Origin of the sequence: Ancylobacter novellus DSM 506 (assembly GCF_000092925.1) — a bacterium.
In the GTDB taxonomy this organism is placed as follows: domain Bacteria; phylum Pseudomonadota; class Alphaproteobacteria; order Rhizobiales; family Xanthobacteraceae; genus Ancylobacter; species Ancylobacter novellus.
In genome coordinates this window covers 3,482,670-3,507,124 of record NC_014217.1, presented here as the reverse complement: position 1 = coordinate 3,507,124, position 24,455 = coordinate 3,482,670, and the positions used below count along the sequence as shown (strand labels likewise).

Below are 24,455 nucleotides of genomic sequence, written 5' to 3'. Positions count from 1 at the left end.
ATGGAGGTCCCGGGGGAGGCGCATCCGCTCACCGAGGCGCAGTCGGGCCTGTGGTACGCGCAGCGGCTCGACCCGGTGAACCCGCTGTTCAATACCGGGCAGTATATCGAGCTTGCCGGCCCGCTGGACCTCATCGCCTTCGAGGCGGCGCTGGCGCGGGCGGTTGAGGAAGCCGACGCGCTGGCGCTGCGCATGATCGACGATCCCGCAGGGCCGTTGCAGTTCATCGATCCGGCCAACCGGCCCGTTCTCGACATCATCGACGTTTCGGAAGCCCCCGATCCGCTGGCGGCGGCGCAGGCCGACATCGCCCGCGACATGGCGACCCCGATCGACCCGACGCGCGAGAAGCTCTCGGCCGAGCGGCTCTTCGTGCTGGGGCCGAAGCGCCATATCTGGCAGCAGCGTATCCATCACCTCGCCATCGATGGCTATGGGATGATCCTGCTCACCCAGCGCGTGGCCGAGCTTTACAACGCCCGCCTGCGCGGGACGGAGGCCGGCGCGCCGCCGCCAGGCTTCGCCGTGGTGCTGGCGGAGGACGCCGCCTATCGCACTTCGGAAAAGCGGGCGAAGGATGGCGATTACTGGCGCGAGCTGTTCGCGGATCGCCCCGAGGTGGCGAGCCTCGCGCCGGGCAATCCGGTGAGCGCGCCGGGCTTCCATCGCCGCGCGGTGGAGATCGACGCCGGCGCCTTCGCCCGGCTGAAGGCGATAGGTGAGCGCACCAGCATCCCCTGGCCGGACGTCGTCACCGGGCTTTCCGCCGCCTATGTCCAGCGCCACACCGGAACGCCCGAGGTGATCCTCGGCGTGCCCTTCATGGCGCGGCTCGGCAGCGCGGCGGCGCGGGTGCCGGCCATGCTGATGAACGTGCTGCCACTGCGCGTGGCCGCCCCTGATGGGCCGCTGGATGATTTTCTCGGTGCGGTGGCTAAGAGTCTTACTAGCGCCCGGCGGCACGGCCGCTACCGCTCCGAGCAGCTGCGTCGCGACCTCAAGCTGATCGGCGGCCAGCGCCGGCTGCACGGGCCGCTCATCAATTTGCTGCCGTTCGACGAGACGCCGCGCTTCCACGGGCTGGAGAGCCGGCTGGAGGTCCTGTCCACCGGCCCGGTGGAGGACATCACCTTCACCTTCCGCCTGCACGGCACGGACGGGTTGCGGCTGGAGGTCGACGCCAACCCGGACCTCTACGACATCGGCACGGTCGAGGCGCATGCCACGCGGCTGAAGCACTTCATCGAGGCGGCGAGCGCGGTGGAAACGCTCGACGAGGTGCCGACGGCGACGCCCGATGAGGCGGAGCGGCATCTCTTCGCGCTCAACGCCACCGACCATCCGGTGCCGGACACCACGCTCGCCGCGCTGATCGAAGGGACGCTGCGCGCGACGCCCGACGCGCCGGCGCTGCGCTTTGACGGCGCGACGATGGACTATGCGACGCTCGACGCCCGCAGCCGGGCGCTGGCCGAGCAGTTGCGCGCGGCGGGGGCGGGACCGGATCGGATCGTCGCCGTGGCGCTGCCGCGCTCTTTCGATCTGGTCATCGCGCTGATCGCGATCCTGCGCGCGGGCGCCGCCTATCTGCCGCTCGACCTCGCCCAGCCCGACGCGCGGATCGACCGCATACTCGCCTCGGCGAAGCCGATTCTGGTGCTGGCCCAGCAAGGGGACGCCCATCGCTTTGCCGGCAAAGTTGATGTGCTGACGCCGGAGAACTGGAGCGCCCGGCCGGCCGGCGCAGCGCTCCCTTCGCCCCGGCCCGGCGACGCAGCCTATGTCATCTACACCTCCGGCTCGACCGGCGAGCCGAAGGGCGTGGTGATCGAGCACCGGGCCATCGTCAACCGGCTCGTCTGGATGCGCGAGCACTACGGCTTCTCGCCCGCCGACCGCATCCTGCAGAAAACGCCCGCCACCTTCGACGTCTCGGTGTGGGAGTTCTTCCTGCCCTTCCTCTCCGGCGCCTGCCTCGTCGTCGCCCCGCCCGAGGCGCATCGCGACCCGGTGGCCTTGGCGAAGATCATCGCTGAGGAGAAAATCACCACCGCGCATTTCGTGCCCTCCATGCTCGCGGCCTTCCTCGCCGAGCCGAGCGTGCGCGGCCTGTCGCTCGCCCGAATCTTCTGTTCCGGCGAGGAACTGCCGGCGGACCTGCGCGACCGCTTCCACCGCACGGTGTCGTCCGAGCTGCACAATCTCTACGGGCCGACCGAAGCGGCGGTGGATGTGAGCTACTGGCCGGCCGGGCCGGACGATCCTTCGCTGCCCGTGCCCATCGGCTTTCCGGTGTGGAACACGCGGCTCTATGTGCTGGACGAGAAGGGCCGCCCGCAGCCGCCGAATGTGCCGGGTCATCTGTATCTCGGCGGCGTGCAGCTCGCGCGGGGTTATCTCGGCCGGCCGGACCTGACGCAGGAGCGCTTCCTCCCCGATCCGTTCCGGCCGGGGGAGCGCATCTACGCCACCGGCGACCTCGCCTTGTGGCGACCGGACGGGGCGGTGGTGTTCCTCGGCCGCTCGGACCATCAGGTGAAGATCCGCGGCCTGCGCATCGAGCTTGGCGAGATCGAGGCGGCGGTGATGGCCTCCGGCCTGGTAAAGCAGGCCGGCATCGTCGCCCGCGAGGATGGCGGATCGAAGCGCATCGTCGCCTATGTGGTGCCGGAGCAGGGCGCCCACCTAGCCGATCTGAAGGCCCATGTCGCCGCCCGCGTGCCCGATTACATGGTGCCGGCCGCCTTCGTCGCGCTCGATGTCCTGCCGGTGAATGCCAATGGCAAGCTCGACCGTGCTGCCCTGCCGGCGCCTGACTTCGCCGGCACCGGGTCGCGCCCGCCGGAGACGCCGACCGAGCAGCGCCTCGCCGAACTCTTCACCGCACAGCTCGGCCTGACGTCGCCGGTCTTCGCCGAGGACGATTTCTTCTCGCTCGGCGGCGATTCGCTCGCCGCCGTCGCGCTGCTGCTGCGCGTGCGCGAGGAATGGGGCCGCGATCCCGGCTTGGGGGCGCTGTTCGCTCAGCCGACGCTCAAAGGCTTCGCCCGGCTGATCGACGCCGAGGAGCCGGAGCGGGATGCCGGCCTCGGGCCGATCATCACGCTGGTCGAGGGCGATCCGACCCTTCCCCCGCTTTTCGCCATTCATCCGGCCGGCGGAATCTCCTGGTGCTATGGGCGGCTCGCCCGCGCGCTCTCGCCCCGCCGCACCGTCTATGGCGTGCAGGCGCCGGCGCTGTCGCCCGACGTGCCGACGCCTACGAGCCTGGAAGCCCTCGCCACCGACTATGTCGCGCGCATCCGCAACGTTCGGCCGCACGGCCCCTACCACCTCGTCGGGTGGTCGGTCGGCGGCATCATCGCCCAGGCCATGGCGGTGCGGCTGAAGGAGATCGGCGCCGAGGTCGGGGTGGTGGCGATGCTCGATTCCTACCCCGCCGATTGCTGGCGCGCCGAGCCGGAGCCGGACGAGGGCGCGGCGCTGAAGGCAATGATCGCCATTGCCGGGCATGATCCCGACCGCCTGCCGGCGCTCGCCTTGAACCGCAAGTCGGTGCTGGCTTTCCTGCGCGCCTCCGACAGCCCGCTCGGCCTGCTGCCCGATGCGGCGCTTGACGGCGTGGTGCGCGTCGTCTCCGGCAACAGCGCGCTGGTGCGCGGGCATTTCCATCGCTTCTATGACGGGCCGGTCACCTATTTCCGCGCCGCGCTCGATCATCAGGGGCGCGACCTGCTCCCCGAGCAGTGGCGGCCCTATGTTGCGGGCATCGAGGTGACCGACATCGCCTCGCTGCACGCCTTCCTCACCGGGCCGGAAGCCTCGCAATCCATCGCCCCGGTGCTGGCGCGGGCACTGGCGGAAGCTGAAAAGGAGAGCGCCTCATGCGCGACAGCGGTCTGAGCGGCAAGGTGGCGCTGGTGACGGGAGCCGCGGGCGGCATCGGCGCCGCGGTGGTGCGCCAGCTTCACCTCGAAGGGGTGACGGTGGTGGCGACCGACATCGACGAGGGCGCGGTGGCGCGGCTTGCCGGAGAGCTCGGCGGCAGGGTCCATGCGGTGCTGCTCGACGTGCGCTCGACCGAGGCGGTGGATACGCTGGTCGCGCGCGTGGAGCGGGACATCGGCCCGATCGACCTGCTGGCGAATGTCGCCGGCGTGCTGTCCTACGAGCCGGTCGTCAGCCTCTCCGACCATGAATGGGAGCGCGTGCTCGACATCAATGCGGCCGGCGTGTTCCGCGTCTCGCGGGCGGTGGCGCGGGCGATGCAGGAGCGGGCGCGGGGAGCCATCGTCACGGTGTCGTCGAATGCCGCCGGCATTCCGCGCCATGCCATGGCGGCCTATGCGGCCTCCAAGGCGGCAGCGACCATGTTCACCCGCTGCCTCGGGCTGGAACTGGCGCCGCACGGCATCCGCTGCAACATCGTCGCCCCCGGCTCGACGCTGACCCCGATGCAGACCGCCATGTGGGCGGACGCGGACGGCGCCGCGCGCGTGATCGCCGGCTCGCTTGAGACCTTCAAGACCGGCATCCCGCTCGCCAAGCTGGCGACGCCGGACGACGTAGCGGATGCCGTGGTGTTCCTGCTCTCCGACCGCGCGGGGCACATCACCATGGCCGACCTCTATGTCGACGGCGGCGCGACGATGCGGGGGTGATCTGCGCGTTTATCTTGAGAACGACCTCATCCTGAGGTGCGAGCGTAGCGAGCCTCGAAGGATGCTCGCTTAAGCGCCCCCGGACGAGCATCCTTCGAGGCCCGGCCGATGGCCGGGCACCTCAGGATGAGGTGGCTCAGTGGAGAACGGCAAAGCGAAGCTACACCGCCCTATCTACGATCACCTGCAAGGTTCCATGCGAGCAGCGCTCGACGCGCGCCTCGACCTTGTAGACCCGAGCCAGCGTCGCCGGCGTGATCGCCTCGTCGGGCGGGCCATCTGCGGCGATCGCGCCCTGCTCCAGGAGCACGATGCGCTGCGCGTAGCGGGCGGCCTGGGCGATGTCGTGCAGCACGATGACGACGATGATGCCGCGCTCGCGCGCCACCTCGGCGACGAGCTGCATGACGCGCAGCTGATGGTGGATGTCGAGCGCGCTGGTCGGCTCGTCCAGCAGCAGCACGGTCGGCTCGCGCACGATGGACTGGGCGAGGCTGGCAAGCTGGCGCTGGCCGCCGGACAGCTCATCCAGCCCGCGCAAGGCGAGGTCGGCGATGCCGAGCCGGTCCAGCGCGTGCAGCGCGCGCTCATGCGCCTCGGCGGTGGAGATGGCGTCGTCGCGCGCCGACATCAGCGCCGACAGCGTCGCCTCGAACACGGTGAGCGCCACGCGCTGCGGCAGCGCCTGCGGCATGTAGGTGACGTGCCGCGCATGGCCCGCGACCGAGAGCGAGGTCAGCTCGGTGTCGTCGAGGTGGATCGATCCCTTGGCCGGGACGAGGCCGGCGAGCGCGCGCAGCAGCGTGGTCTTGCCGGCGGCGTTGGGCCCGATCAGCGCCGTCACCGCGCCGCCGGCAATGGCGGGAAGCGAGAGATTCTCGATGATCTTCCGCCGGCCGTAGCCGACCGACAGCGCTTCGATGGAAAGCTTCGGCGTGCCCATCACAGCCGCTCGCGCCGGGAGAAGATGAGGGCGATGAAGAAGGGCACGCCGATCAGTGAGGTGACGATGCCCACGGGGAGCAGCGCGCCGGGCACGATGGTCTTCGAGGCGACCGAGGCGAGCGACATGATGACGGCGCCCGCCAGCATGCTGCCCGGCAGGAAGAAGCGGTGGTCCTCGCCGACCAGCAGCCGGGCGATGTGCGGCGCCACCAGCCCGATGAAGCCGATGGTGCCCACAAAAGCGACCGAGGTGGCGGCGAGCAGGCTGACCCGCAGCAGCGAGAAGAAGCGCAGCCGCGCCACCGAGATGCCGAAGCTGCGCGCGCGGTCCTCGCCGAGCCGCAGCGCCGTCATCCGCCAGGAGGCTTTGAGCGAGAACGGCACGACGATCAGCGTCACCAGCCCGAGCACGCCGAGCTTGGTCCAGCTGGAGCGGGCGAGGCTGCCCATGCTCCAGAAGACGAGCTGCTGCAGCGCCTCCTGGCTGGCGACATATTGCACCAGCGCCACCAGCGCGTTGAAGGTGAAGACCAGCGCGATGCCGAACAGCACCAGCGTCTCCACCCCCGTGCCGCGCAGCCGCGCCATGGCCTGAAGCAGCAGCACGGAGGCGAAGGCGAAGAGGAAGGCGAAGGCCGGCAGGTTCCACTCGGCGGGGATGAAGGGCAGGCTCATCCCGAGCACCAGCGCCAGTGCCGCGCCGAAGGCGGCGGCGGAGGAGACGCCGAGCGTGAACGGGCTCGCCAGCGGGTTGTTGAGGATGGTCTGCATCTCCGCCCCGGCCAGCGCCAGCGCGGCACCCACCAGCACCGCCATCAGCGCATAGGGCAGGCGCACCTCCCAGATGATCACGCGGGAGGGCGCGTCGAGCGAGGAGGGGGAGAGGATGCCGGAGACGACGTCGGCTACGGCCAAGTTGGACGGCCCGGTGGCGATGTCGAACAGCATCGCCACCAGCATCAGCGCGCCGAGCCCGGCGACGATGAGCACGCGCCAGCGCACCAGCCTGGCATAGGCCGAGAGTTGCTGCGTGTGGGGGGGAAGCTCGCTCACGGCAAGGGTTCTGCATGAGCCCGGAGGAGGGGTCAAGCTCCTGTAAGGAGAGGGAAATTCCTTAGAGTCGTTCCATTTTCGAACGCCGTGCTTGCGCTCGCGCGCGCATGGGCTAGTGCTTGACCTCCCGCCGCACGACCCGAGCCGATGAACCCCGTCACCCTGCCAGATGCCGAATGGTTCGACCTCGCGCCCGAGGACCGCGGCGCCGATCCGCACGCCCCTTGGCGCATCTTCCTCGCGCGGCCGCAGGGCGAGCCGCCGCCGGGCGGCTTTCCGGTCGTCACCATGCTCGATGCCAATGCGGGATTTTCCACCTTCGTCGAGGTGATGCGGCGCGGCGCGGTGCGGCCGCAGGCGACCGGCATCGCGCCTTCGGTGATCGTCGGCATCGGCTATCCCGAGGGCGAGGATCATCGCGCGCGGCGCACCTTCGACTACACCGCCGGGCCGGGCGCCGAAGGGGCAGGGCGCGACGAGCGGGCGACCGGCGGGCGCGACGCCTTCCTCGCCTTCATCGAGCACACGCTCAAGCCTCGCATCGCGCGGGAGGTGCCAGTCGATGCGGCGAACCAGACCCTGTTCGGCCATTCGCTGGCGGGCTGGTTCGTGCTCGACGCGATGGCGCGCGATCCCGGCAGCTTCCGCACCCATGTCGCGGTCAGCCCGTCCATCTGGTGGGACGAGGCGCGGCTCGTCGAGGGGCTGGAGCGGGCGGACGGCGCCGGGCGGCGGCTGGCGATCATGGTCGGGGAGTGGGAGCAGGCGCTCTCGCCCTGGCAGGCAGCGCGGCCGGAGGCGGCGGAGATGGCGGCCCGCCGCGCGCGGCGGGCGATGGTCGACCGGGCGCGTGGCTTCTCCGACCGGGTGCGGACGGCGTGGCCGGGCGCGCGGGTCCATTTCGAGGTCATGCCGGGCGAGGACCATGCCTCCATCCTGCCGGCGGCGATGGCGCGGGCGCTGCGCTTCGCGCTGGCGGATTAGGTTGCGCGCAGCGCGCATCCTTCGAGGCTCGCTCCGCTCGCACCTCAGGATGAGGTGGTCCCGGGAGATTCAACCAAGGTTCCTCATGCTGAGGCGCTCGGGCAGCGCCCGAGCCTCGAAGCACGCAGACGCCTCCATCTCGCGAAATCGCATGAGCGTGATTGAGACGTGATGTTCGGCCCCATTTGCGCGGGCCGAGCGACGGGCTAGTTGTAGCGCGACACTCACGATCCGGTGCCTGCATGACCCACACGTCCCCCGCCCCTCGCGCGACCTTGAGCCCCGCCGTGCGCTCGCGCCAGATCACCGCCGCGCTCATCGTCGCCATCGGTGCCGCCGGCGCGCTGGCGGGCGCGTGGTATTTCCAGCTGGTGGTCGGCCTTGCGCCGTGCCCGCTCTGCCTGGAGCAGCGCGTTCCCTATTATGTCGGCGTGCCGATCGCGCTCATCGCCATCGTCTGCGTGGTGGGCGGCAAGGCCGGGCTGGCGCGCGTGGCGCTCGGGCTCGCCGGGGCGCTGATGGCGCTTTCCGCCTTCCTCGCGGTCTACCACGCCGGCGTCGAATGGGGCTTCTGGGCCGGGCCGGCCACCTGCTCGGGCACCGGGCCGGTGGTGGGCGGCGGCAATCTGCTCGAAGGATTGCAACAAGCCCGCGTGGTGCGCTGCGACGAGGCGCCGTGGCGGCTCTTCGGCCTGTCGCTCGCCGGCTACAACGCCTTCATCGGCAGCGCGTTGACGGTGGTGGCGATGTGGGGCGCCGCCGCTCGGGATTGAGCGACACCTTCACCTCTCCCCGACGGGGAGAGGTCGCCGCGTAGCGGCGGGTGAGGGGTGACACGATCGCGGAGCCGCAAAAGGCCCCTCACCCCAACCCTCTCCCCCACGGGGAGAGGGAGGAAGCGCCTCACGGATCCAGCTCGGTGTCCCAGTAGAGATAGTCGACCCAGCTGTCGTGCAGGTAGTTCGGCGGGAAGTGACGGCCGTTCTGGTGCAGGTCGAACACGGTCGGCTGGAACGGGCGCTGACGCGGGATCATGTGTGCCTCCGCCGGCATCAGCCCGCCCTTGCGCAGATTGCAGGGCGAGCAGGCGGCGACGACGTTCTCCCAGGTGGTCTGGCCGCCGCGCGAGCGCGGGATGACGTGGTCGAAGGTCAGCTCTTCGCGCGCGTCGCAATACTGGCAGGTGAAGCGGTCGCGCAGGAAGACGTTGAAGCGGGTGAAGGCCGGCTGGCGGGCGGGGCGGATGAAGGTCTTCAGCGAGACGACGCTCGGCAGGCGCATCTGGAAGGTCGCGCTGGAGACCTGCCGCTCGTAATATTCGACGATGTTCACCCGGTCGAGGAACACCGCCTTGATCGCATCCTGCCAGGACCAGACCGACAAGGGGTAATAGCTCAGCGGCCTGAAATCGGCGTTGAGCACAAGGGCAGGCCAGGCACCCGGTGACAATGTCGCCGTCAACACTCGCTCCCTGCCGGAGCCATTTCCCAGCGGAAACGGCTCCCGTTGCAAAGCCGGAGCATGTTCTCGTCGCAGAAGCCGTCCGATTTCTGCGGAACATGCTCAGGGGCGTCGTGCCAGCGACTCGGCGCCGCGCGACGCACCGCGATACTCTATATTTAGCGTGTCAATCTTGTGAAGCGCCTGCATCCATTCGGAGGCTGCGCAAGACCGTCCCAGCCGGTCAGTCGAGCACTTCCTGCAGGAAATTGCCGGCCAGCGTCAGGCCGGTCCGGTCGATGCCGTGGCCGAGGCCGCGGGTCATGTGGGCGCGCACATTCATGCCCCGCGCCTGCAGGCTCTCCACCGCGCGCGGCAGGTAGTCCGGCGCCACCACGGCATCCGCGTCGCCATGGATCAGCAGGATCGGCGGGCGGCTGGTGATCTCGGCGTCGAAGGCGTCGATGCCGGCCGCGGGCGGCAGCACATGGATGCCGGAGAAGCCGACGATGCCGGCGGGCGCCACCTTGCGGCGCAGCCCGGTGTGCAGCGCCATCATCGTGCCCTGGCTGAAGCCGACCAGAGCGAGCCGTCCGCCCGGCAGGTCCAGCCGCGCGAGCTCGGCGTCGAGGAAGCCGTCGAGCGCGGCGTTGGCGCTCTGCACGCCGATCCAGCGCTCGCGGTCGTCGCGCTCGGTGTAGCCGAACCACTGCCGGCCGACGGGCGCGATGGCCAGCGGCTCGGGTGCGTGCGGGGAGGCGAAGGCGGCGTCGGGCAGCAGCGGCGCCCAGTACTCGCCGAGGTCGATCAGGTCGCGCCCGTCGGCGCCGTAGCCGTGCAGCAGCACGACGAGCGAGGTCGCCTTGTTGCCCGAGCGGGGGGCGAGGCGCGGGTCATCGAGCATGGTCAGGCCCGCATCAGTTGGTGTCGCGCAGGGCGGCGGCGCCGGCGGCGACCTTGGCGGGGGCGTTGTGGTTCAGGAGCTGGTCGACGCGCTCGCGCTCGTCCTCGAAGCCGGCGAGGATGCGCCCGTCGAGCGCCCGGCCGCGCGGCAGGCGGATGCGCATCGGGTCGACGAAGCGCCCGTTCACCAGCACCTCATAGTGCAGATGTGCGCCGGTGGAGAGGCCGGTCGAGCCGATATAGCCGATCAGCTGGCCCTGCCGCACGCGCATGCCTTCACGGATGCCCTTGGCGAAGCCGGACTGGTGCGAATAGGTGGTGACGTAGCCGTTGGCGTGCTGGATCTCGATGCGGCGGCCATAACCGGAGGTCCAGGCGGCCTTCTTGATGGTGCCGTTGCCGGCGGCGTAGATCGGCGTGCCCGTGCGGTCGGCCCAGTCGACGCCGGAATGCAGGCGCGAATAGCCGAGGATCGGGTGGCGGCGCATGCCGAAGCCCGAACGAAGCTGGCCGGCGGAGATCGGCTTGCGCACCAGGAACTTCTTCGCGCTCTTGCCGTCGTCGTCATAGAAGTCGATCAGCCCGTCGTCGGGCGTCTGGTAGCGGTAATAGCGCCGCTCCTCGCCGCCGACGGTCAGCCCGGCATAGAGGACGCCGCCGGCGCCGCCCGCCTCGTCGGGCTCGTAGAGCACCTCGAAGCTGTCGCCCGCGCGCACCCGGCGCTGGAAGTCGACGTCGAAGGAATAGACCCGGATCATGTTCTCGATCACGGGGCGCGGCACCTCGTGGCGCAGCGCGGTCTCCCAGATGCTGTCATAGAGCGTGATGCGCCCGTTGCCTTCGTCGTCGCCGTCCTCGGGCGTCACGTCGGCGACCTGCATGTCGGCGGGCTCCTGCACGGGCAGGAACTTGCCGATGTCGGACAGCGCCACCGTGCCCTGGTTGCCGCTGTCGCCGAACACCGCCACGCGCAGCGGCACCACGCCGCCGCCGGCATTGTCGAGCAGCACCTTCAGCCGCAGGCCGGGCGTGAGCGCGCCCTGCAATTCGCGCGAGGCGAAGGCGGTCGAGGCGGCGCGGGCGGAGACTTCGGCGACGCCGAGATCCATGAGGATGGAGGCGATGGTGTCGCCCGACTTGGCGACGACGGTGCGCTCGGACCAGTCATTGCCGCCGGAAGCGTCCTCGGCCGACTTGTCGATCGAGGAGACGTTCTCGGGCTGCTGCAGCGCGCCGTTCAGCGGGTCGGCGGCGCCGGCCGGCGCATAGGCCATCACGCCGCCGATGCCGGCGAAGGCCGGGGCGCGGGCGTCGGCGGTCGGCATGCTGAACTCGGCGGTCTCGCGCACCTTCATCAGCACGTCTTCCATCGGCAGCTCGGCCGCGAACTTGGTGCTCGGCGGCAGGCTGGCGAGGTCGCGCATGACGATGGTGAGCTCGCCGGTTGGCTCGGCCTGGGCGTCGGCATCCTCGTCGACGGAGGATTCGGCGATCAGCTTGGCCGGGTTGAAGCGCGGCACGTCGACCGAGGCGGAGGTGACCGACTGGGCAAGGTTGGTGGCGACCTTGGTGACGGCGCGCACGCGGATGACCTCGCGGTCGCCCTCCTTCGCCGTGGTGGAGAGGCGCAGCGTCTGCTTGGCGCTGAAGCTCTCGGAGAGGATCGACATGCGGTCGCCCTTGCGGGCGACGTTGGAGGGGCGCTCGCCGGCGGCCAGCGCGCCGCGCAGGGCCGAGCGCACCGTCTCCGGGGTCTGGGCGAAACGGTACTCGCCGTCGAGCGCGGCATAGACCGCGCCGCCCATCAGGGCCGCGCCGCAAATGCCGGTGAGCAGCGTGGCCATGAGCCAGCGGATCGAGATACGGCGCCGGTTGATGGGCTCCTCGGCATCGCCGTCGACGCCAAGCGGGGGCTCGTCGCCGAGGTCGAACGCCGCGACATGGGAGCGCCTCATGCCGGCAGGTCCGCGCCTTGTCTCCAAAAAGCGTTCCCCACGTTCCCCCACGTCCGGAAGCGGCCGACGTTCGGCCCCGGGCGCACTGTACGGCTTGGCGCCCGCCGGGGCGGACGCAACGACACAATGGTTCGGCAATACCCCCGGAAGGGCGAGGCCGCGACGATGCCGTCCCGGACTAATGCCGTCAACCCGCGCAAAAATCGAATCGCTCGATCCTCACGGGACCGCGATGTAAAGCCCGGTGTGACGGCAAAAGCATGGCGGCGCGGTTTTTTCCGCCGCCGCCGTGGAGGTCTATTGCACGCTGGCGGCCTGCTAGCGCACCGGCGCGCGGGGCGGCCGCGGCGCCGCCGCCAGCTGGGTCGCGGCCGAGGCCGAGGCGTCCGCCGGCACGAAGGAGCCGGTCTGAAGCGGCATCGTCGCGCCGGCCACCATCGGCCGGTGCAGGGCGGGAATCTGCGCTTCGGGGAGCGGCTCCTGCGCCACCGCGACCGTCGTGGCCGCCGGCTGCGCGTCGGTGGGAGCGATGCCCTGCCAGGCCGTGGCGGCCGAATCCGGGTGGGACAGGATCGGCTTGGTGACGGTTGGTTGGGCGGTCACCGCCTGGGCTACGATCGGCTGAGCTGCGCTTGGCTTGGCGTCGATCGCCGGACGCGGCGGCGGCAGCGGCACCATGGCAAGCGCGGGCCCCTCGGCGAGCGCGGCGGAAGCGGCAGGCGAGCCGGCAGGGGCTGGCGCGCCGGCGGCCGCGATCTGCGGCTCGGCCTCCATCGGCTGGCCCGGACGCGGCCCGCCATAACGCTTGAAGAAGGACCAAATCTCCTCGGGCGCGTCGAGCCCGCTGCGGCGCGGGCCGAGCAGCACGCTGGCGAGCGCGTCGGTCACGCCGGTGGAGCTCGAGGGCGGCTGGTGGCCGCCGGCGATCTCGTAATAGGCGACCTCGCCGCCCGGGGCGCAACGCTTCCAGCGCCAGATGCGGGCGTTCGGCGCGCTGACCTGCTCGGGCGCCTTGCAGCCGTCGAGCCGGGCGAAGAGCGAGGCGGTGGAGCCGGCCGACATGAGCTGCGCGCCGGGCGTCGGCCGGCCGAACATCGGCACGATGGGATCGTAGGTGCCGTTCATCAAGAGGATCGGCACCGGCTTCGACGGCTTGCAGGACTGCTGGTAGCCGACCGGCACCGTCATCATCATGGTGGCGAAGGCGGCGAAGCGGTCGGCATAGCGGCAGGCGACGAAGGCGGTGAGGAAGCCGCCATTGGAGAAGCCCATCAGATAGGAGCGCGAGCGGTCGGCGATGCCGTCGGCGACCAGCCTGTCCATCACGTCGATGACGAAGCGGGCGTCGTCGCGCCGGTGCAGCAGCGGGATGAAGCCGGCGATGGAGCTGCGCCCGTCGTTCCACAAAAGGTTCATGCCCTTGGGATAGGCAACGACGAAGCCCTCGCGGTCGGCCACCTGGTCGAGGTCCAGATAGCGCTGCATCATGCCGGCCGGCTGCAAGGCGCCGTGCAGCGCGATCACCAGCGGCTTCGGCCCCGGCGGGGCGTTGCGCGGGACGTGCAGGATGTATTCGCGCCGGAGCCCGCCCGACACGACGGTCCGCTCGGTGTTGACCGCCTGGGCCGAGGCCGGGGTGGCGAGGAGCGGGAGAGCCGGCGGCAGCACGGCGGCGGCCAGCAACATTGCGCCAATCAGGACGCTGGGTTTCGCGAAACGCATAAGCTACGCAACCTCAACTCGTCGGGTTTGCGCGGAAACCCGTACAGAACGCGGATTTCCGTCAATTAAAAGGCAGAGATGGTTAATGGCTGGTGAGCGCTCGGCCGTGCTGGGGTTTGAGGCGCGCGCCGGGATACCGCCGGAAGGGGGGATGCGCGGGCCAGCCGCCGGCGCTAGGGTGGGGTTGTTGCGGCGCAACCGGAAGAGTTGGCGCCGCGGGAGGAATCGATAGAGCGCGCCTTTGGAATGATTGCGAACTGCAATCGTTTCCGCTACGCACACAGATATAAGCACTGAGAAAAGCCCGGGACACGGACATGGCAGGAGCGGCCGAGCGGCCCCTTTCCCCGCATCTGCAAATCTACCGCCCGATGCTCACGATGATGATGTCCATCGTGCACCGCATCACCGGCGTGGCGCTTTATTTCGGCACGCTTCTGCTCGTCATCTGGCTGGTCGCCGCGGCGAGTTCGCCCGCCGCCTTCGACACGGTGAACGGGCTCTATGGCAGCTGGATCGGCCTTCTCGTGCTGGTCGGCTACTCATGGGCGCTGATCCACCACGCGCTCGGCGGCATACGCCACTTCATCTGGGACACCGGCGCCGGCTTCGGCCCGCAGGCGCGCGAATGGATGGCCAGGGCCACCATAGGCGGCTCGATCGGCTTGACCGTCCTTCTGTGGATCATCATCTGGCTGGTGAAGGGCTGAACGATGAGTACCGCTTCCGGCTCCGGCTCGTCCGCTTCCATGCGCACCCCGCGCCGGCGCGTCGCCGGCCTCGGCTCGGCGCGCTCGGGCACCGGCCATTTCTGGCTGCAGCGCGTCACCGCGCTATCCAACCTGATCCTCGTCATCATCGCCCTGCCGATCGTCATCGCCGTCGCCGGCGAGGGCCATGCGGGGGTGGTGGCGACGCTCGGCAACCCGCTGGTCGCCATCGTGCTGCTGCTGCTGCTGCTCTCCGTCTGCATGCACATGCGCATCGGCATGCAGGTGGTCATCGAGGACTACGTCCATGCCGAGGGCGTGAAGGTGCTCGCGCTGATCGCCAATACCTTCTTCACGACAGCGGTTGGCTTCGCCGGGGCGTTCGCCATCCTCAAGATCAGTTTCGGAGGCTGAACCGATGGCCGAGACCATCTCCGCCAATGGCGCTTCCAACGGGGCGGGTCACGCCAACGGTGCGGCCCCCGGCTTCAACGGCGCGGCCTATCCGATCACCGACCATTCCTACGACGTCGTGGTGGTGGGCGCCGGCGGCGCGGGGCTTCGTGCCGTGGTCGGCTGCTCCGAGGCGGGATTGCGCACCGCCTGCGTGACCAAGGTCTTCCCCACCCGTTCGCACACGGTGGCGGCGCAGGGTGGCATCGCCGCCTCGCTCGGCAATATGAGCCGGGACGACTGGCGCTTCCACATGTACGACACGGTGAAGGGCTCCGACTGGCTCGGCGACCAGGACGCGATCGAATATCTCGTGCGCCAGGCCCCCGCCGCGGTCTACGAGCTCGAGCACTGGGGCGTGCCGTTCTCGCGCACCGAGGAAGGCAAGATCTATCAGCGCCCCTTCGGCGGCATGACCACCGACTACGGCAAGGGCACCGCGCAGCGCACCTGCGCCGCGGCCGACCGCACCGGCCACGCCATCCTGCACACGCTCTACGGCGCGGCGCTGAAGCACTCGGCCGAATTCTTCATCGAGTATTTCGCCCTCGACCTGATCATGGACGAGGACGGGCGCTGCCGCGGCATCGTCGCGCTGAAGATGGACGACGGCACGCTGCACCGCTTCCGCGCGCAGATGGTGATCCTCGCCACCGGCGGCTATGGCCGGGCCTATTTCTCCGCAACGAGCGCCCACACCTGCACCGGCGACGGCAACGCCATGGTGCTGCGCGCCGGCCTGCCGCTGCAGGACATGGAGTTCGTGCAGTTCCACCCCACGGGGATATACGGCGCGGGCTGCCTGATCACCGAGGGCGCGCGCGGCGAGGGCGGCTACCTCACCAATTCCGAGGGCGAGCGCTTCATGGAGCGCTATGCCCCCTCGGCCAAGGACCTTGCTTCCCGCGACGTTGTCTCGCGCTCCATGACCATGGAGATCCGCGAGGGCCGGGGCGTGGGCAAGAACAAGGACCACATCTACCTGCACCTCGATCATCTCGATCCGGCGGTGCTGCATGAGCGCCTGCCCGGCATCTCCGAGAGCGCGCGCATCTTCGCCGGCGTCGACCTGACCAAGGAGCCGATCCCGGTGCTGCCGACCGTGCACTACAACATGGGCGGCATCCCCACGAACTTCCACGGCGAGGTGCTGACCAAGAAGGGCGGCAATGCCGACCATGTGGTGCCCGGCCTGATGGCGGTGGGCGAATGCGCCTGCGTCTCCGTGCACGGCGCCAACCGGCTCGGTTCGAACTCGCTGACCGACCTCGTGGTGTTCGGCCGCGCGGCGGCGCTGCGCTGCGCCGAGCTGCTCACCTCCGGCGAGAAGCAGCGCGAGCTGCCGGCCGATTCGGCCGATGCCGCCATCTCCCGGCTCGACCGCTTCCGCAATGCGGATGGCGGCACGCCGACCGCGGAGCTGCGCCTGCAGATGCAGAAGGTGATGCAGAACAATTGCGCGGTCTACCGCACCGGCGAGGTGCTGGAGGAGGGCCGCAAGCTGATCGCCGAGGTGTTCGCCGGCACCGACGACATCGACGTCACCGACCGCTCGCTGGTGTGGAACTCCGACCTCATCGAGACGCTCGAATACGACAACCTGATCGGCCTTGCCACCGTCACCATGGAAGGCGCGGCGGCCCGCACCGAGAGCCGCGGCGCCCATGCGCGCGAGGACTATCCCGAGCGCGACGACGCCAACTGGATGAAGCACACGCTGGCCTTCGTCGACTTCGACAAGCGCAGCGTGCGCCTCGACGACCGGCCGGTGCACACCTACACGCTGTCGAACGACATCCAGTACATCGAGCCGCGCAAGCGGGTGTATTGAGGAGGCGAAATTGGGGCCTGAAACAGTAGGCTCTATATTTGGGCAGATTATTAAAGCAATTAACTTTTTAGATCCGGCAGAGCGCAGGCATGTAGCAAGAGCACTTAGAATTATTTATTTCTATCCTGATGAATTACTGGCTCTTCTAGAGAGACTGGCGGCTGAAGAAGATCCTAGGAAGATAATAATTGAAGCTGCTCCCTACATAAAGAATGAAGACGAGATTCAAAAAGAGATCAATTTCTTAACTTCGAAATCAGTCGCAACCAATTTGGGCCTGAGTATCGAAATGGTTGTGAAGCTGAGAGAGGTGGCCTCGATGAAGGGCGGCATTAGGGGTGGATTTAATGCCATATTTTTCACCCTCATGCTCACCGGGGATAAGAAAGAGATTGCAGAAATAGCAAGAAATCTGATTTCTGAGATAAATGAACTTAATAGTAAAATAAGAGAAGTCGACGACCAAGTCAGAGCGATAGGTTAATTCTAAAATGGTCCAGCTGACCCTGCCGAAGAACTCGCAGATCACCGAAGGCAAGGTGTGGCCCAAGCCCACCGGCGCCAACCGGCTGACCGAGTACAAGATCTACCGCTGGAACCCGGACGACGGGAAGAACCCGAGCGTCGACACCTATTATGTCGACCGCGACGACTGTGGCCCGATGGTGCTGGACGGGCTCATCTGGATCAAGAACAAGGTCGACCCGACCCTGACCTTCCGCCGCTCCTGCCGCGAGGGCATCTGCGGCTCCTGCGCCATGAACATCGACGGCACCAACACGCTCGCCTGCCTCAAGAGCATGGACGACGTGGACGCCTCGGCGGTGAAGATCTACCCGCTGCCGCACATGCCGGTGGTGAAGGATCTGGTGCCGGACATGACGCAGTTCTACGCCCAGCACGCCTCCATCGAGCCCTGGCTGCACACCGAGACGCCGGCGCCCGAGAAGGAGTGGCGGCAGGCGCGCGGCGACCGCGAGAAGCTCGACGGGCTGTATGAGTGCATCCTGTGCGCCTGCTGCTCGACTTCCTGCCCGAGCTACTGGTGGAACGGCGACCGCTATCTCGGCCCGGCGGCGCTTTTGCAGGCCTATCGCTGGCTGATCGACAGCCGCGACGAAGCCACCGGCGACCGCCTGGATGATCTCGAAGACCCGTTCCGGCTCTATCGCTGCCACACCATCATGAACTGCGCCAAGGCCTGCCCGAAGGGCCTGAACCCGGCCAAGGCGATCGCCGAGATCAAGAAGTTGATGGTGGCGCGGCAGTTCTGAGGGGCGGGGTTACGGCTGCCTGACCTCGCGAGTGCCATCCTCTCGCCCTCATGGCCGGGCTTGACCCGGCCACCTAGTGACCGGGTGCACCCGGTGGGGTGGAAAGGCTGGGTCCCCGGGTCAAGCCCGGGGATGAGGGAAGTGGAGTTACGGGTCGGGCTCTGAAGACGGATGCCGTTCCTACAGCAGAGCAAACCCCGTCATCCTGAGGTGCGAGCGGCAGCGAGCCTCGAAGGACGCAGACGGTCCGTGTCGCTCTCGCCTGCGTGCTTCGAGGCCGGCCGTTCCGGCCGGCACCTCAGCATGACGGATGGACGTCGTCGACCCACCCGTGTCTTCTCCTTCCATGTCCGATTCCCGCCCCGTCTTCCGCTTCGCCCCCAGCCCGAACGGCCTGCTGCATCTCGGCCATGCGCGCTCGGCGCTGATCAATCTCGAGATGGCGCGCCGCGCCGGCGGCCGCCTGCTGCTGCGCATCGAGGACATCGACGCCACGCGCTGCCGCCCGGAATATGAGGCGGCTATCTATTCCGACCTGAGCTGGCTCGGAATCGCGTGGGAAGAGCCGGTGCGCCGGCAGTCCGAGCACATGGCGGATTATCGCGCCGCGCTGGAAAAGCTCGCCGCGCTGGACGTGGTCTATGCCAGCTTCGAAAGCCGCGCCGATATCCGCCGCGCCGTCGAGGAGGAGGCCGGCTGGCCGCGCGACCCGGACGGCGCGCCGCTCTTCCCCTTCCCGCGCACGGCGATGAGCGAGGAGGAGCGTGCCCGCCGGATGCAGGCGGGCGAGCCCTATGCGCTGCGGCTCGACATGGCGAAGGCGGCGGCGCTCGCCGGTCCGCTGAGCTGGCGGGAGATCGGCTGGCCGGAGCCCATTGGGGAGACCGTCGCCGCCGATCCGCCCGCCTGGGGCGACGTGGTGATCGCGCGCAAGGAGGTGCCGACCAGCTACCACCTCGCCGTCGTGGTCGACGACGCGCTGCAGGGCGTCACCCATGTGGTGCGCGGCGCTGATCTGAAGGCTGCGACCTCGGTACACCGGGTGATCCAGGCGCTGCTCGGCCTGCCGGCGCCGCTCTACACCCATCACGCGCTGCTCACCGACGCCGACGGGCGCAAGCTCTCCAAGTCGCTCGGCTCGCAGAGCCTGCAGGACCTACGCGCCAACGGCGCGACGCCGGAGGAGGTTCGCCGGTTGGCCGGGCTCTAGCCGTGCCGGTCGTGCGGTCTCGGGCAGGCGCCTGCGCGCGAGGCCTCTTGTTCCGGCCCGGCGAACGGCGATACGAGTGGCCGATGATTCCCTGGTCCCTACTCGATACGGCGAAAGTGCCCGACGGCTTCGGCGAGCTGCGCCTGATGCGGCGCGGCGAAGAATTCTCCATCATGTCCGGCGCCATCGAGCTGATGAACAGCCGCCTCAGCGGCTCCGAGAAGGCGCTGGCCGCGCTGGCCTGCGCTCGGCTCGGGCCGGTCGCCAGGCCGCGCCTGCTGATCGGCGGGCTCGGCATGGGCTTCACGCTGCGCGCGGCGCTGGCCGAGACCGGGCCTGAGGCGGAGATCGTCGTCGCGGAGCTGGTCCCGGCTGTCGTCGCCTGGGCGCGCGGGCCAATGGCGGGCATCTTCGGGACCAGCCTGACCGATCCGCGCGTCAGCCTGTTCGAGGGCGATGTCGGCGACCTGATCCGCACCGGCGGGGCGGCCTATGACGCGATCCTGCTCGACGTCGACAACGGCCCCGGCGGGCTGATGCGCGCCGCCAATGACGGGCTCTATGACGCGAGCGGCCTGCGCGCCGCCCGCGCGGCGCTGCGTCCCGGCGGCGTTCTCGCCGTGTGGTCGTCCGGGCCGGACCGCGATTTCACCGCCCGCCTTCGCCGGGCCGGGTTCACCGTGGAGGAGGCGCGGGTCCGCGCCAACGGCAAGGGCGGCGGAGCGCGGCATGTGATCTGGATCGCCGCCAAGGCCGCCGGCGGCCGCGATCCCGCACCGGCGCGGCCGCGCAACTGACGCCATTCCTTCCGGCGCGCGCCTGACGCGTAGCCGAATACCTCTCTACTGCGCGTAACATCCGTGTCACCGGGAACGGCTAGCCATGGCGCACGTTTTCCCAGCCGCCGCAGGACGGAGCCCCCGATGAAGACCCCCGCCATCGCCCTTCTCGCCGCTTCGCTCGGCGTCTCCCTTGCCCTCGCCGGCAGCGCCGCCGCGCAGGCACCGGGCGGCCCCGCCGAGCTCGGCCCGCGGCCCTTCTATCTCGTCGATCAGATGGAGGACGGCCCGCTCAAGCAGCAGCTTGCGCAGTGCAAGGGCCCGTTCTCGACGAAGAATTTCTCGATCTCGCATCGCGGCGCGCCGCTGCAGTTCCCCGAGCACACGCGCGAGGGCTATGTCGCCGCTGCGCGCATGGGCGCCGGCGTGATGGAATGCGACATCGCCTTCACCAAGGACCTGCAGCTCGTGTGCCGCCACGCCCAGTGCGACCTCCACACCACCACCGACATCCTCGCCCGGCCGGAGCTGGCGTCGAAATGCTCCAGGGGCTTCGAGCCGGCCGATCCGGCGACGGGCCGCAAGGCCAGCGCCAAGTGCTGCACCAGCGACCTGACGCTGGCCGAGTTCAAGTCGCTGCACCCGAAGATGGACGGCGCCGACACCAACGCCACCACGGTCGAGGGCTACATGAACGGCACGCCGAGCTGGCGCACCGACCTCTATGTCGACCGCGCGACGCTGGTGACGCACAAGGAATATATCGAGCTGGTCAAGTCGCTGGGGCTGAAGTTCACCCCCGAGCTGAAGGGCCCGGAAGTGCCGATGCCCTTCGAGGGCCGCTACACGCAGGAAGATTACGCCCAGCAGCTGATCAACGAATACAAGGAAGCCGGCGTCGACCCGAAGGACGTCTATCCCCAGTCCTTCCATCTCGGCGATGTCGAGTATTGGCTCAAGGCCGAGCCGGCCTTCGGCGCGCAGGCGGTGTTCCTCGACGGCCGCGACGAGGAGGACAAGGCGTTCGACAACATGAAGCCGGAGACCTGGAAGCCCTCCATGCAGGAGCTGGCCGACAAGGGGGTGAAGATTCTCGCCCCGCCGCTGTGGATGCTGGTCACCGCGAAGGACGGCAAGATCGTCCCCTCCGTCTATGCGCAGGAGGCGAAGAAGGCCGGGCTCGGCCTGATCGCCTGGTCGCTGGAGCGTTCCGGCCCGCTGACCTCGGGCGGCGGCTATTACTACCAGTCGATCAAGTCGATCACCGACCGCGACGGCGACACGCTGGCCCTGCTCGACGTGCTGGCGAAGCAGATCGGCGTCATCGGCGTGTTCTCCGACTGGCCGGCGACCACGACCTTCTACGCCAACTGCATGAAGCTGGATTGAGGGGGAGCAAGAGGACTGTCATGGCCGGGCTTGGCCCGGCCATCCACGTCTTCTGCGTCGCGCCGGGCCCAAGTCGTGGATGCCCGGGCCAAGCCCGGGCATGACGCCGCGACGCAGGTGAATCGCCTCAGTTCACCCCGAGGATCAGGAACCACGCCGTGATGGTGAACAGGCTGGCGGCGGTCGACAGCGACACGGCGCTGGCCGAGGCGGTGACGCCGGTCCGGTGGCGCTGGGCCAGCAGATAGGCGTTGATGCCGCAGGGCATGGCGGCGAACACCACCGCCACGTCCGCCCACACCGGCGGCATGGGCAGCACCCGCGTCAGGGCGTAGACGATGAGCGGGTGCACCACCAGCTTGAGCGTGGTGATGACGACGGCGGGGCCGAGGTCGCCGCGGATCGGGTAGCGGTGCAAAGCGAGGCCGAGCGAGACCAGCGCGCAGGGCACGCCGGAGGCCGCGAGCATGTCGACCGTCTGGTCCAGCACGCCGGTCGGCACATAGCCGACCACCTTGGCGATGGCGCCGGCATAGATGCCGAGCAGGATCGGGTTGAAGGCCAGCATCCGCCCGAGCCGCTTGAAGGTGGCGACGGAAATGCCGGCGGCGGCGCCTTCGGCCAGCACGGTCGCCACCACCATCATCACCGGCAGGTGGACCGCGATGAGCAGGAACAGCGGCACCGCGCCCTGCGGCCCGAAGGCCTGCAGGATCAGCGGCACGCCGACGAACACCGTATTGGCCTGGCCGGAGGCGAAGCCCTGGATCACCGCCTCGGCGTGGTTGCGGCCGAAGACGCGCTGCGCCGTCACCATGCCGATGGCGAAGACGATGAAGGCGCCGGTGAAATAGGCGACCCAGTAGCCCCAGGGCTGGCCCTCCTGCGGCAGCGCCGCCTCGGCCAGCGTCTTGAAGATCAGCACCGGCACGGCCAGCCCGAACACGTATTCGGACAGGCCCTCGGCGGCGCGCTCGCGCAAATGGCCGGAGAGCGAGGCGAGGAAGCCGATGCCGATCAGCCCAAAGACCGGCGCCACGACGAGCGCGATGGCGCCGAGCTGGGCCAGCATGACGGCTTAGGCCGCCGCTTCTTCGGTCAGGGCGCTCGAGACGAGGTGGGAGGTGCGCACCGGCACCATCACGTCGATACGCGCCCACAGGCGCTCGGCGAGCTCGTGGGTGGCAAGAAAGGCGATCTCCGCCCGCATGTCGCCGGGATTGAGGATGTCCGCGCGCCCGTCGGCCGGGCCGTCGAGCCGGATGCGGGTCGGCTGAACGTCGTTGACGGCGAAGGGTTCGAGCAGGCGGAGCATGAGATTGGGATGGGCATCGGCCTCGACGACGAGGCGATGGCGGAAAAGGCCGGCGGTCATGGCTAGCGTCCGATGACGAGAGTATTGGGGAAGGCGCGCGTCAGAAATCCCGGCCGAACCTGTCGGCCGGGCGACGAATTCGCAGCCCGGGGCGCAGAAACGTGTCTTTGCGCCCGCTCTCGCTCGTGACCATCTTCATGGCCGGCAAGCTAGGCGCGTGCTCGCGCGGCGTCAATGGCCGGGAACCGCGCCTTGTTCGCTTCGCCGGTCAGGGCGTCGATGGCGGCGCGTCGGGCGCTTCCTCCAGCAGCTGATAGGTCGTCGGATTGTCCGGGCAGAGGCCGCCGGCGCATTCCAGAACCGTCGAGACGCCGTTGCCGAGCGCCAGCAGCGCGATCAGCGCGAAGGCGGCGAGCGCGAGTCCGCCGAGCCTGTATCGGGCGGTGCCCGGCGCGAATTGCCGGTCGAACAGCAGCAGCACGGCACAGCCGGCGGCGATGACGATGAACAGCACCAGCGCCCAGCTGTAGAAATGCAGGCCCAGGAAGTCGGCGCCGAAGGTGCCGCTGCCCGGCACGATGTGCAGCAGCACCTGCCGCGTCGAGATCACCCCGCCCGCCATGGCCGAGAGGATGGCGATGGCATAATGGCTCGGCCGCGGCCCGAAGCGCAGGTTGAGCGCGAGGCCGAGCCCGACGCCGACGAAGCCGGCGCGCTGCAGGATGCATAAGGGGCAGGGCAGCTCGCCGCCGACCAACTGGTCATAGAAGGCGAAGAGCAGCACCACGCCGATGGCGAGGAGGCCGAGCGCGTTGAGCGTGCGCGAGAGCTCGGGGGTGAGGAAGCCGCGCGGGGCTTGCGTGTCCATCGCCGGCCTCACAGCACGATGTCGAGCGGATCGGTGGCATGCAGGCGGAACAGCGCCAGCAGCACGGCGATCGAGAGCAGCCAGAACAGCACGGCGAGGCCGCGATGGCCCGTGCCGGTGAAGGCGAGGGCGACAAGGAGGCCGAAGAAGGGGAGGCTCATCATGAGGGATCACCAATGGGCGACGGACGGGTGCCCGATACCGCCGCCGGAGCTTAAGTCCGCGCCTGCCGCAAAGTCATGACGCGTTGCGGCGAACCCTGCGCGACTCCCCGTGGCGGCGCGCGCGCGGATCGTCGCGCGGGCGTCGTCCGGCGCGGGTATTTCGATTGACGCTGCGTGCGCCCGGCGTCAGGCTTCCCTTTGCCGGGCGGCCGAGGATCGGCCGGTGACCACGGCCAAGAAGATGCCGTCATCCAGTCTGGGGAAGAACCGATGAGATTGCTTTATGTGAGCCTCGCGCTCGCCTCCGCGCTGCTCGTCGCCTCGTGCGGCGAACCGACTCCCGGCCCTGCCGGTCCCGCCGGTCCGAAGGGTGAAACCGGCGCCGCCGGTCCTGCGGGCCCCGCTGGCCCGGCCGGCCCCGCGGGTCCTGCCGGTCCTGCCGGCGCCAAGGGTGAAGCCGGCGTCGCCGGTCCGGCTGGCCCTGCCGGTCCTGCGGGCCCACCCGGCCCCGCCGGTGTCGCGGGTGCTGCCGGCGCGAAGGGCGAGGCCGGCGAAGCCGGCCGGGCGGCCGAGGCGCCCGGCGCCGTGCGCGTCTATACCCGCCGCGAGTGCTTCTCGCCGGAAGGCTGCCGCCTGACCTGCGAGCCGGACGAAGCGGTGGTGAACGCCTATCTGGCGCCGCATGAGGGCGAGACCATCATCCTCAGCGAGCGCGAGGTGCGCTTCGCGCCCAAGCCCGCCGACGCCTCCCGCGCCCCGCTGATGGTGCTGATCTGCGCCAGGAAGTGAGCGTGGCCTG

At 69.3% G+C, this 24,455-nt stretch carries 23 protein-coding genes; 13 read left to right on the top strand and 10 right to left on the bottom strand.

Annotation, left to right across the window (positions count from 1 at the left end):
• On the top strand, window positions 1-3,903 hold the full coding sequence (locus tag SNOV_RS16535; RefSeq protein WP_013168105.1) for an enterobactin synthase subunit F: 3,903 nt from the start codon (window positions 1-3) through the stop codon (window positions 3,901-3,903).
• On the top strand, window positions 3,885-4,661 hold the full coding sequence (locus SNOV_RS16530; protein WP_013168104.1) for a 2,3-dihydro-2,3-dihydroxybenzoate dehydrogenase: 777 nt from the start codon (window positions 3,885-3,887) through the stop codon (window positions 4,659-4,661). The genes SNOV_RS16535 and SNOV_RS16530 overlap by 19 nt, the downstream gene beginning before the upstream one ends.
• Window positions 4,662-4,821: 160 nt before the next feature.
• Here the strand turns inward: SNOV_RS16530 and SNOV_RS16525 are convergent, their stop codons facing one another.
• Both SNOV_RS16525 and SNOV_RS16520 read right to left on the bottom strand, forming a co-directional pair.
• On the bottom strand, window positions 4,822-5,604 hold the full coding sequence (locus tag SNOV_RS16525) for an ABC transporter ATP-binding protein (RefSeq protein WP_013168103.1): 783 nt from the start codon (window positions 5,602-5,604) through the stop codon (window positions 4,822-4,824).
• Window positions 5,604-6,659, bottom strand: coding sequence for a FecCD family ABC transporter permease (locus SNOV_RS16520; RefSeq protein ID WP_013168102.1), 1,056 nt, complete (start codon window positions 6,657-6,659; stop codon window positions 5,604-5,606). Before SNOV_RS16520 ends, SNOV_RS16525 begins: the two co-directional genes overlap by 1 nt.
• A gap of 147 nt (window positions 6,660-6,806) precedes the next feature.
• Here SNOV_RS16520 and SNOV_RS16515 point away from each other — a divergent pair, with 147 nt between their 5' ends.
• Together SNOV_RS16515 and SNOV_RS16510 are read left to right on the top strand one after the other, a co-directional pair.
• On the top strand, window positions 6,807-7,643 hold the full coding sequence (locus SNOV_RS16515) for an alpha/beta hydrolase (protein WP_013168101.1): 837 nt from the start codon (window positions 6,807-6,809) through the stop codon (window positions 7,641-7,643).
• Window positions 7,644-7,885: 242 nt separating this feature from the next.
• Window positions 7,886-8,416 (top strand): disulfide bond formation protein B, encoded by a 531-nt coding sequence (locus SNOV_RS16510; RefSeq protein ID WP_013168100.1) that lies wholly within the window; start codon window positions 7,886-7,888, stop codon window positions 8,414-8,416.
• Between the two features lie 130 nt (window positions 8,417-8,546).
• On the opposite strand, the gene SNOV_RS16505 is transcribed toward SNOV_RS16510, so the two are convergent.
• The 4 genes from SNOV_RS16505 to SNOV_RS16490 all read right to left on the bottom strand — a co-directional run bounded on the left by SNOV_RS16505 (window position 8,547) and on the right by SNOV_RS16490 (window position 13,627).
• Window positions 8,547-9,104 (bottom strand): HNH endonuclease, encoded by a 558-nt coding sequence (locus SNOV_RS16505; RefSeq protein ID WP_013168099.1) that lies wholly within the window; start codon window positions 9,102-9,104, stop codon window positions 8,547-8,549.
• Between the two features lie 223 nt (window positions 9,105-9,327).
• Complete coding sequence (locus SNOV_RS16500; protein WP_013168098.1) at window positions 9,328-9,987, bottom strand: alpha/beta hydrolase; 660 nt, start codon at window positions 9,985-9,987, stop codon at window positions 9,328-9,330.
• 13 nt (window positions 9,988-10,000) lie between these two features.
• Window positions 10,001-11,941, bottom strand: coding sequence for a M23 family metallopeptidase (locus SNOV_RS16495; protein ID WP_013168097.1), 1,941 nt, complete (start codon window positions 11,939-11,941; stop codon window positions 10,001-10,003).
• Window positions 11,942-12,259: 318 nt separating this feature from the next.
• Window positions 12,260-13,627: a CE1 family esterase gene (locus tag SNOV_RS16490; RefSeq protein WP_244412779.1), complete on the bottom strand. Its 1,368-nt coding sequence runs from the start codon at window positions 13,625-13,627 to the stop codon at window positions 12,260-12,262.
• Window positions 13,628-13,980: 353 nt separating this feature from the next.
• Between SNOV_RS16490 and sdhC the strand changes: the two genes are divergently transcribed.
• The 8 genes from sdhC to SNOV_RS16455 all read left to right on the top strand — a co-directional run bounded on the left by sdhC (window position 13,981) and on the right by SNOV_RS16455 (window position 21,309).
• Window positions 13,981-14,373, top strand: coding sequence for a succinate dehydrogenase, cytochrome b556 subunit (gene sdhC / locus SNOV_RS16485; RefSeq protein WP_013168095.1), 393 nt, complete (start codon window positions 13,981-13,983; stop codon window positions 14,371-14,373).
• Window positions 14,374-14,376: 3 nt separating this feature from the next.
• The gene (gene sdhD, locus SNOV_RS16480) at window positions 14,377-14,787 is read left to right on the top strand and encodes a succinate dehydrogenase, hydrophobic membrane anchor protein (RefSeq protein WP_013168094.1); all 411 of its coding nucleotides are present in this window, start codon (window positions 14,377-14,379) and stop codon (window positions 14,785-14,787) included.
• 4 nt (window positions 14,788-14,791) lie between these two features.
• Window positions 14,792-16,657, top strand: coding sequence for a succinate dehydrogenase flavoprotein subunit (sdhA, locus tag SNOV_RS16475; RefSeq protein WP_013168093.1), 1,866 nt, complete (start codon window positions 14,792-14,794; stop codon window positions 16,655-16,657).
• A gap of 10 nt (window positions 16,658-16,667) precedes the next feature.
• Complete coding sequence (locus SNOV_RS23595; RefSeq protein WP_144296014.1) at window positions 16,668-17,141, top strand: hypothetical protein; 474 nt, start codon at window positions 16,668-16,670, stop codon at window positions 17,139-17,141.
• 7 nt (window positions 17,142-17,148) lie between these two features.
• On the top strand, window positions 17,149-17,931 hold the full coding sequence (locus tag SNOV_RS16470; RefSeq protein ID WP_013168092.1) for a succinate dehydrogenase iron-sulfur subunit: 783 nt from the start codon (window positions 17,149-17,151) through the stop codon (window positions 17,929-17,931).
• Between the two features lie 346 nt (window positions 17,932-18,277).
• Window positions 18,278-19,141, top strand: coding sequence for a tRNA glutamyl-Q(34) synthetase GluQRS (gluQRS, locus tag SNOV_RS16465; protein WP_013168091.1), 864 nt, complete (start codon window positions 18,278-18,280; stop codon window positions 19,139-19,141).
• 83 nt (window positions 19,142-19,224) lie between these two features.
• Window positions 19,225-19,938, top strand: coding sequence for a spermidine synthase (locus SNOV_RS16460; protein WP_013168090.1), 714 nt, complete (start codon window positions 19,225-19,227; stop codon window positions 19,936-19,938).
• Window positions 19,939-20,064: 126 nt separating this feature from the next.
• Window positions 20,065-21,309 (top strand): glycerophosphodiester phosphodiesterase family protein, encoded by a 1,245-nt coding sequence (locus SNOV_RS16455; protein WP_013168089.1) that lies wholly within the window; start codon window positions 20,065-20,067, stop codon window positions 21,307-21,309.
• 127 nt (window positions 21,310-21,436) lie between these two features.
• Here SNOV_RS16455 and SNOV_RS16450 read toward each other — a convergent pair whose 3' ends face one another.
• The 4 genes from SNOV_RS16450 to SNOV_RS23875 form a co-directional block, all read right to left on the bottom strand.
• Entirely contained in the window at window positions 21,437-22,381 is a 945-nt protein-coding gene (locus SNOV_RS16450; protein ID WP_013168088.1) for an AEC family transporter, read from the bottom strand.
• Between the two features lie 6 nt (window positions 22,382-22,387).
• On the bottom strand, window positions 22,388-22,684 hold the full coding sequence (locus tag SNOV_RS16445; protein ID WP_013168087.1) for a hypothetical protein: 297 nt from the start codon (window positions 22,682-22,684) through the stop codon (window positions 22,388-22,390).
• Between the two features lie 208 nt (window positions 22,685-22,892).
• Window positions 22,893-23,492, bottom strand: a complete 600-nt coding sequence (locus tag SNOV_RS16440; protein ID WP_013168086.1) for a disulfide bond formation protein B — start codon at window positions 23,490-23,492, stop codon at window positions 22,893-22,895.
• 8 nt (window positions 23,493-23,500) lie between these two features.
• Window positions 23,501-23,656, bottom strand: coding sequence for a DUF5993 family protein (locus tag SNOV_RS23875; protein ID WP_013168085.1), 156 nt, complete (start codon window positions 23,654-23,656; stop codon window positions 23,501-23,503).
• A gap of 270 nt (window positions 23,657-23,926) precedes the next feature.
• Between SNOV_RS23875 and SNOV_RS23870 the strand changes: the two genes are divergently transcribed.
• The gene (locus SNOV_RS23870; protein ID WP_013168084.1) at window positions 23,927-24,445 is read left to right on the top strand and encodes a collagen-like triple helix repeat-containing protein; all 519 of its coding nucleotides are present in this window, start codon (window positions 23,927-23,929) and stop codon (window positions 24,443-24,445) included.
• The last annotated feature ends 10 nt before the right edge of the window (window positions 24,446-24,455 follow it).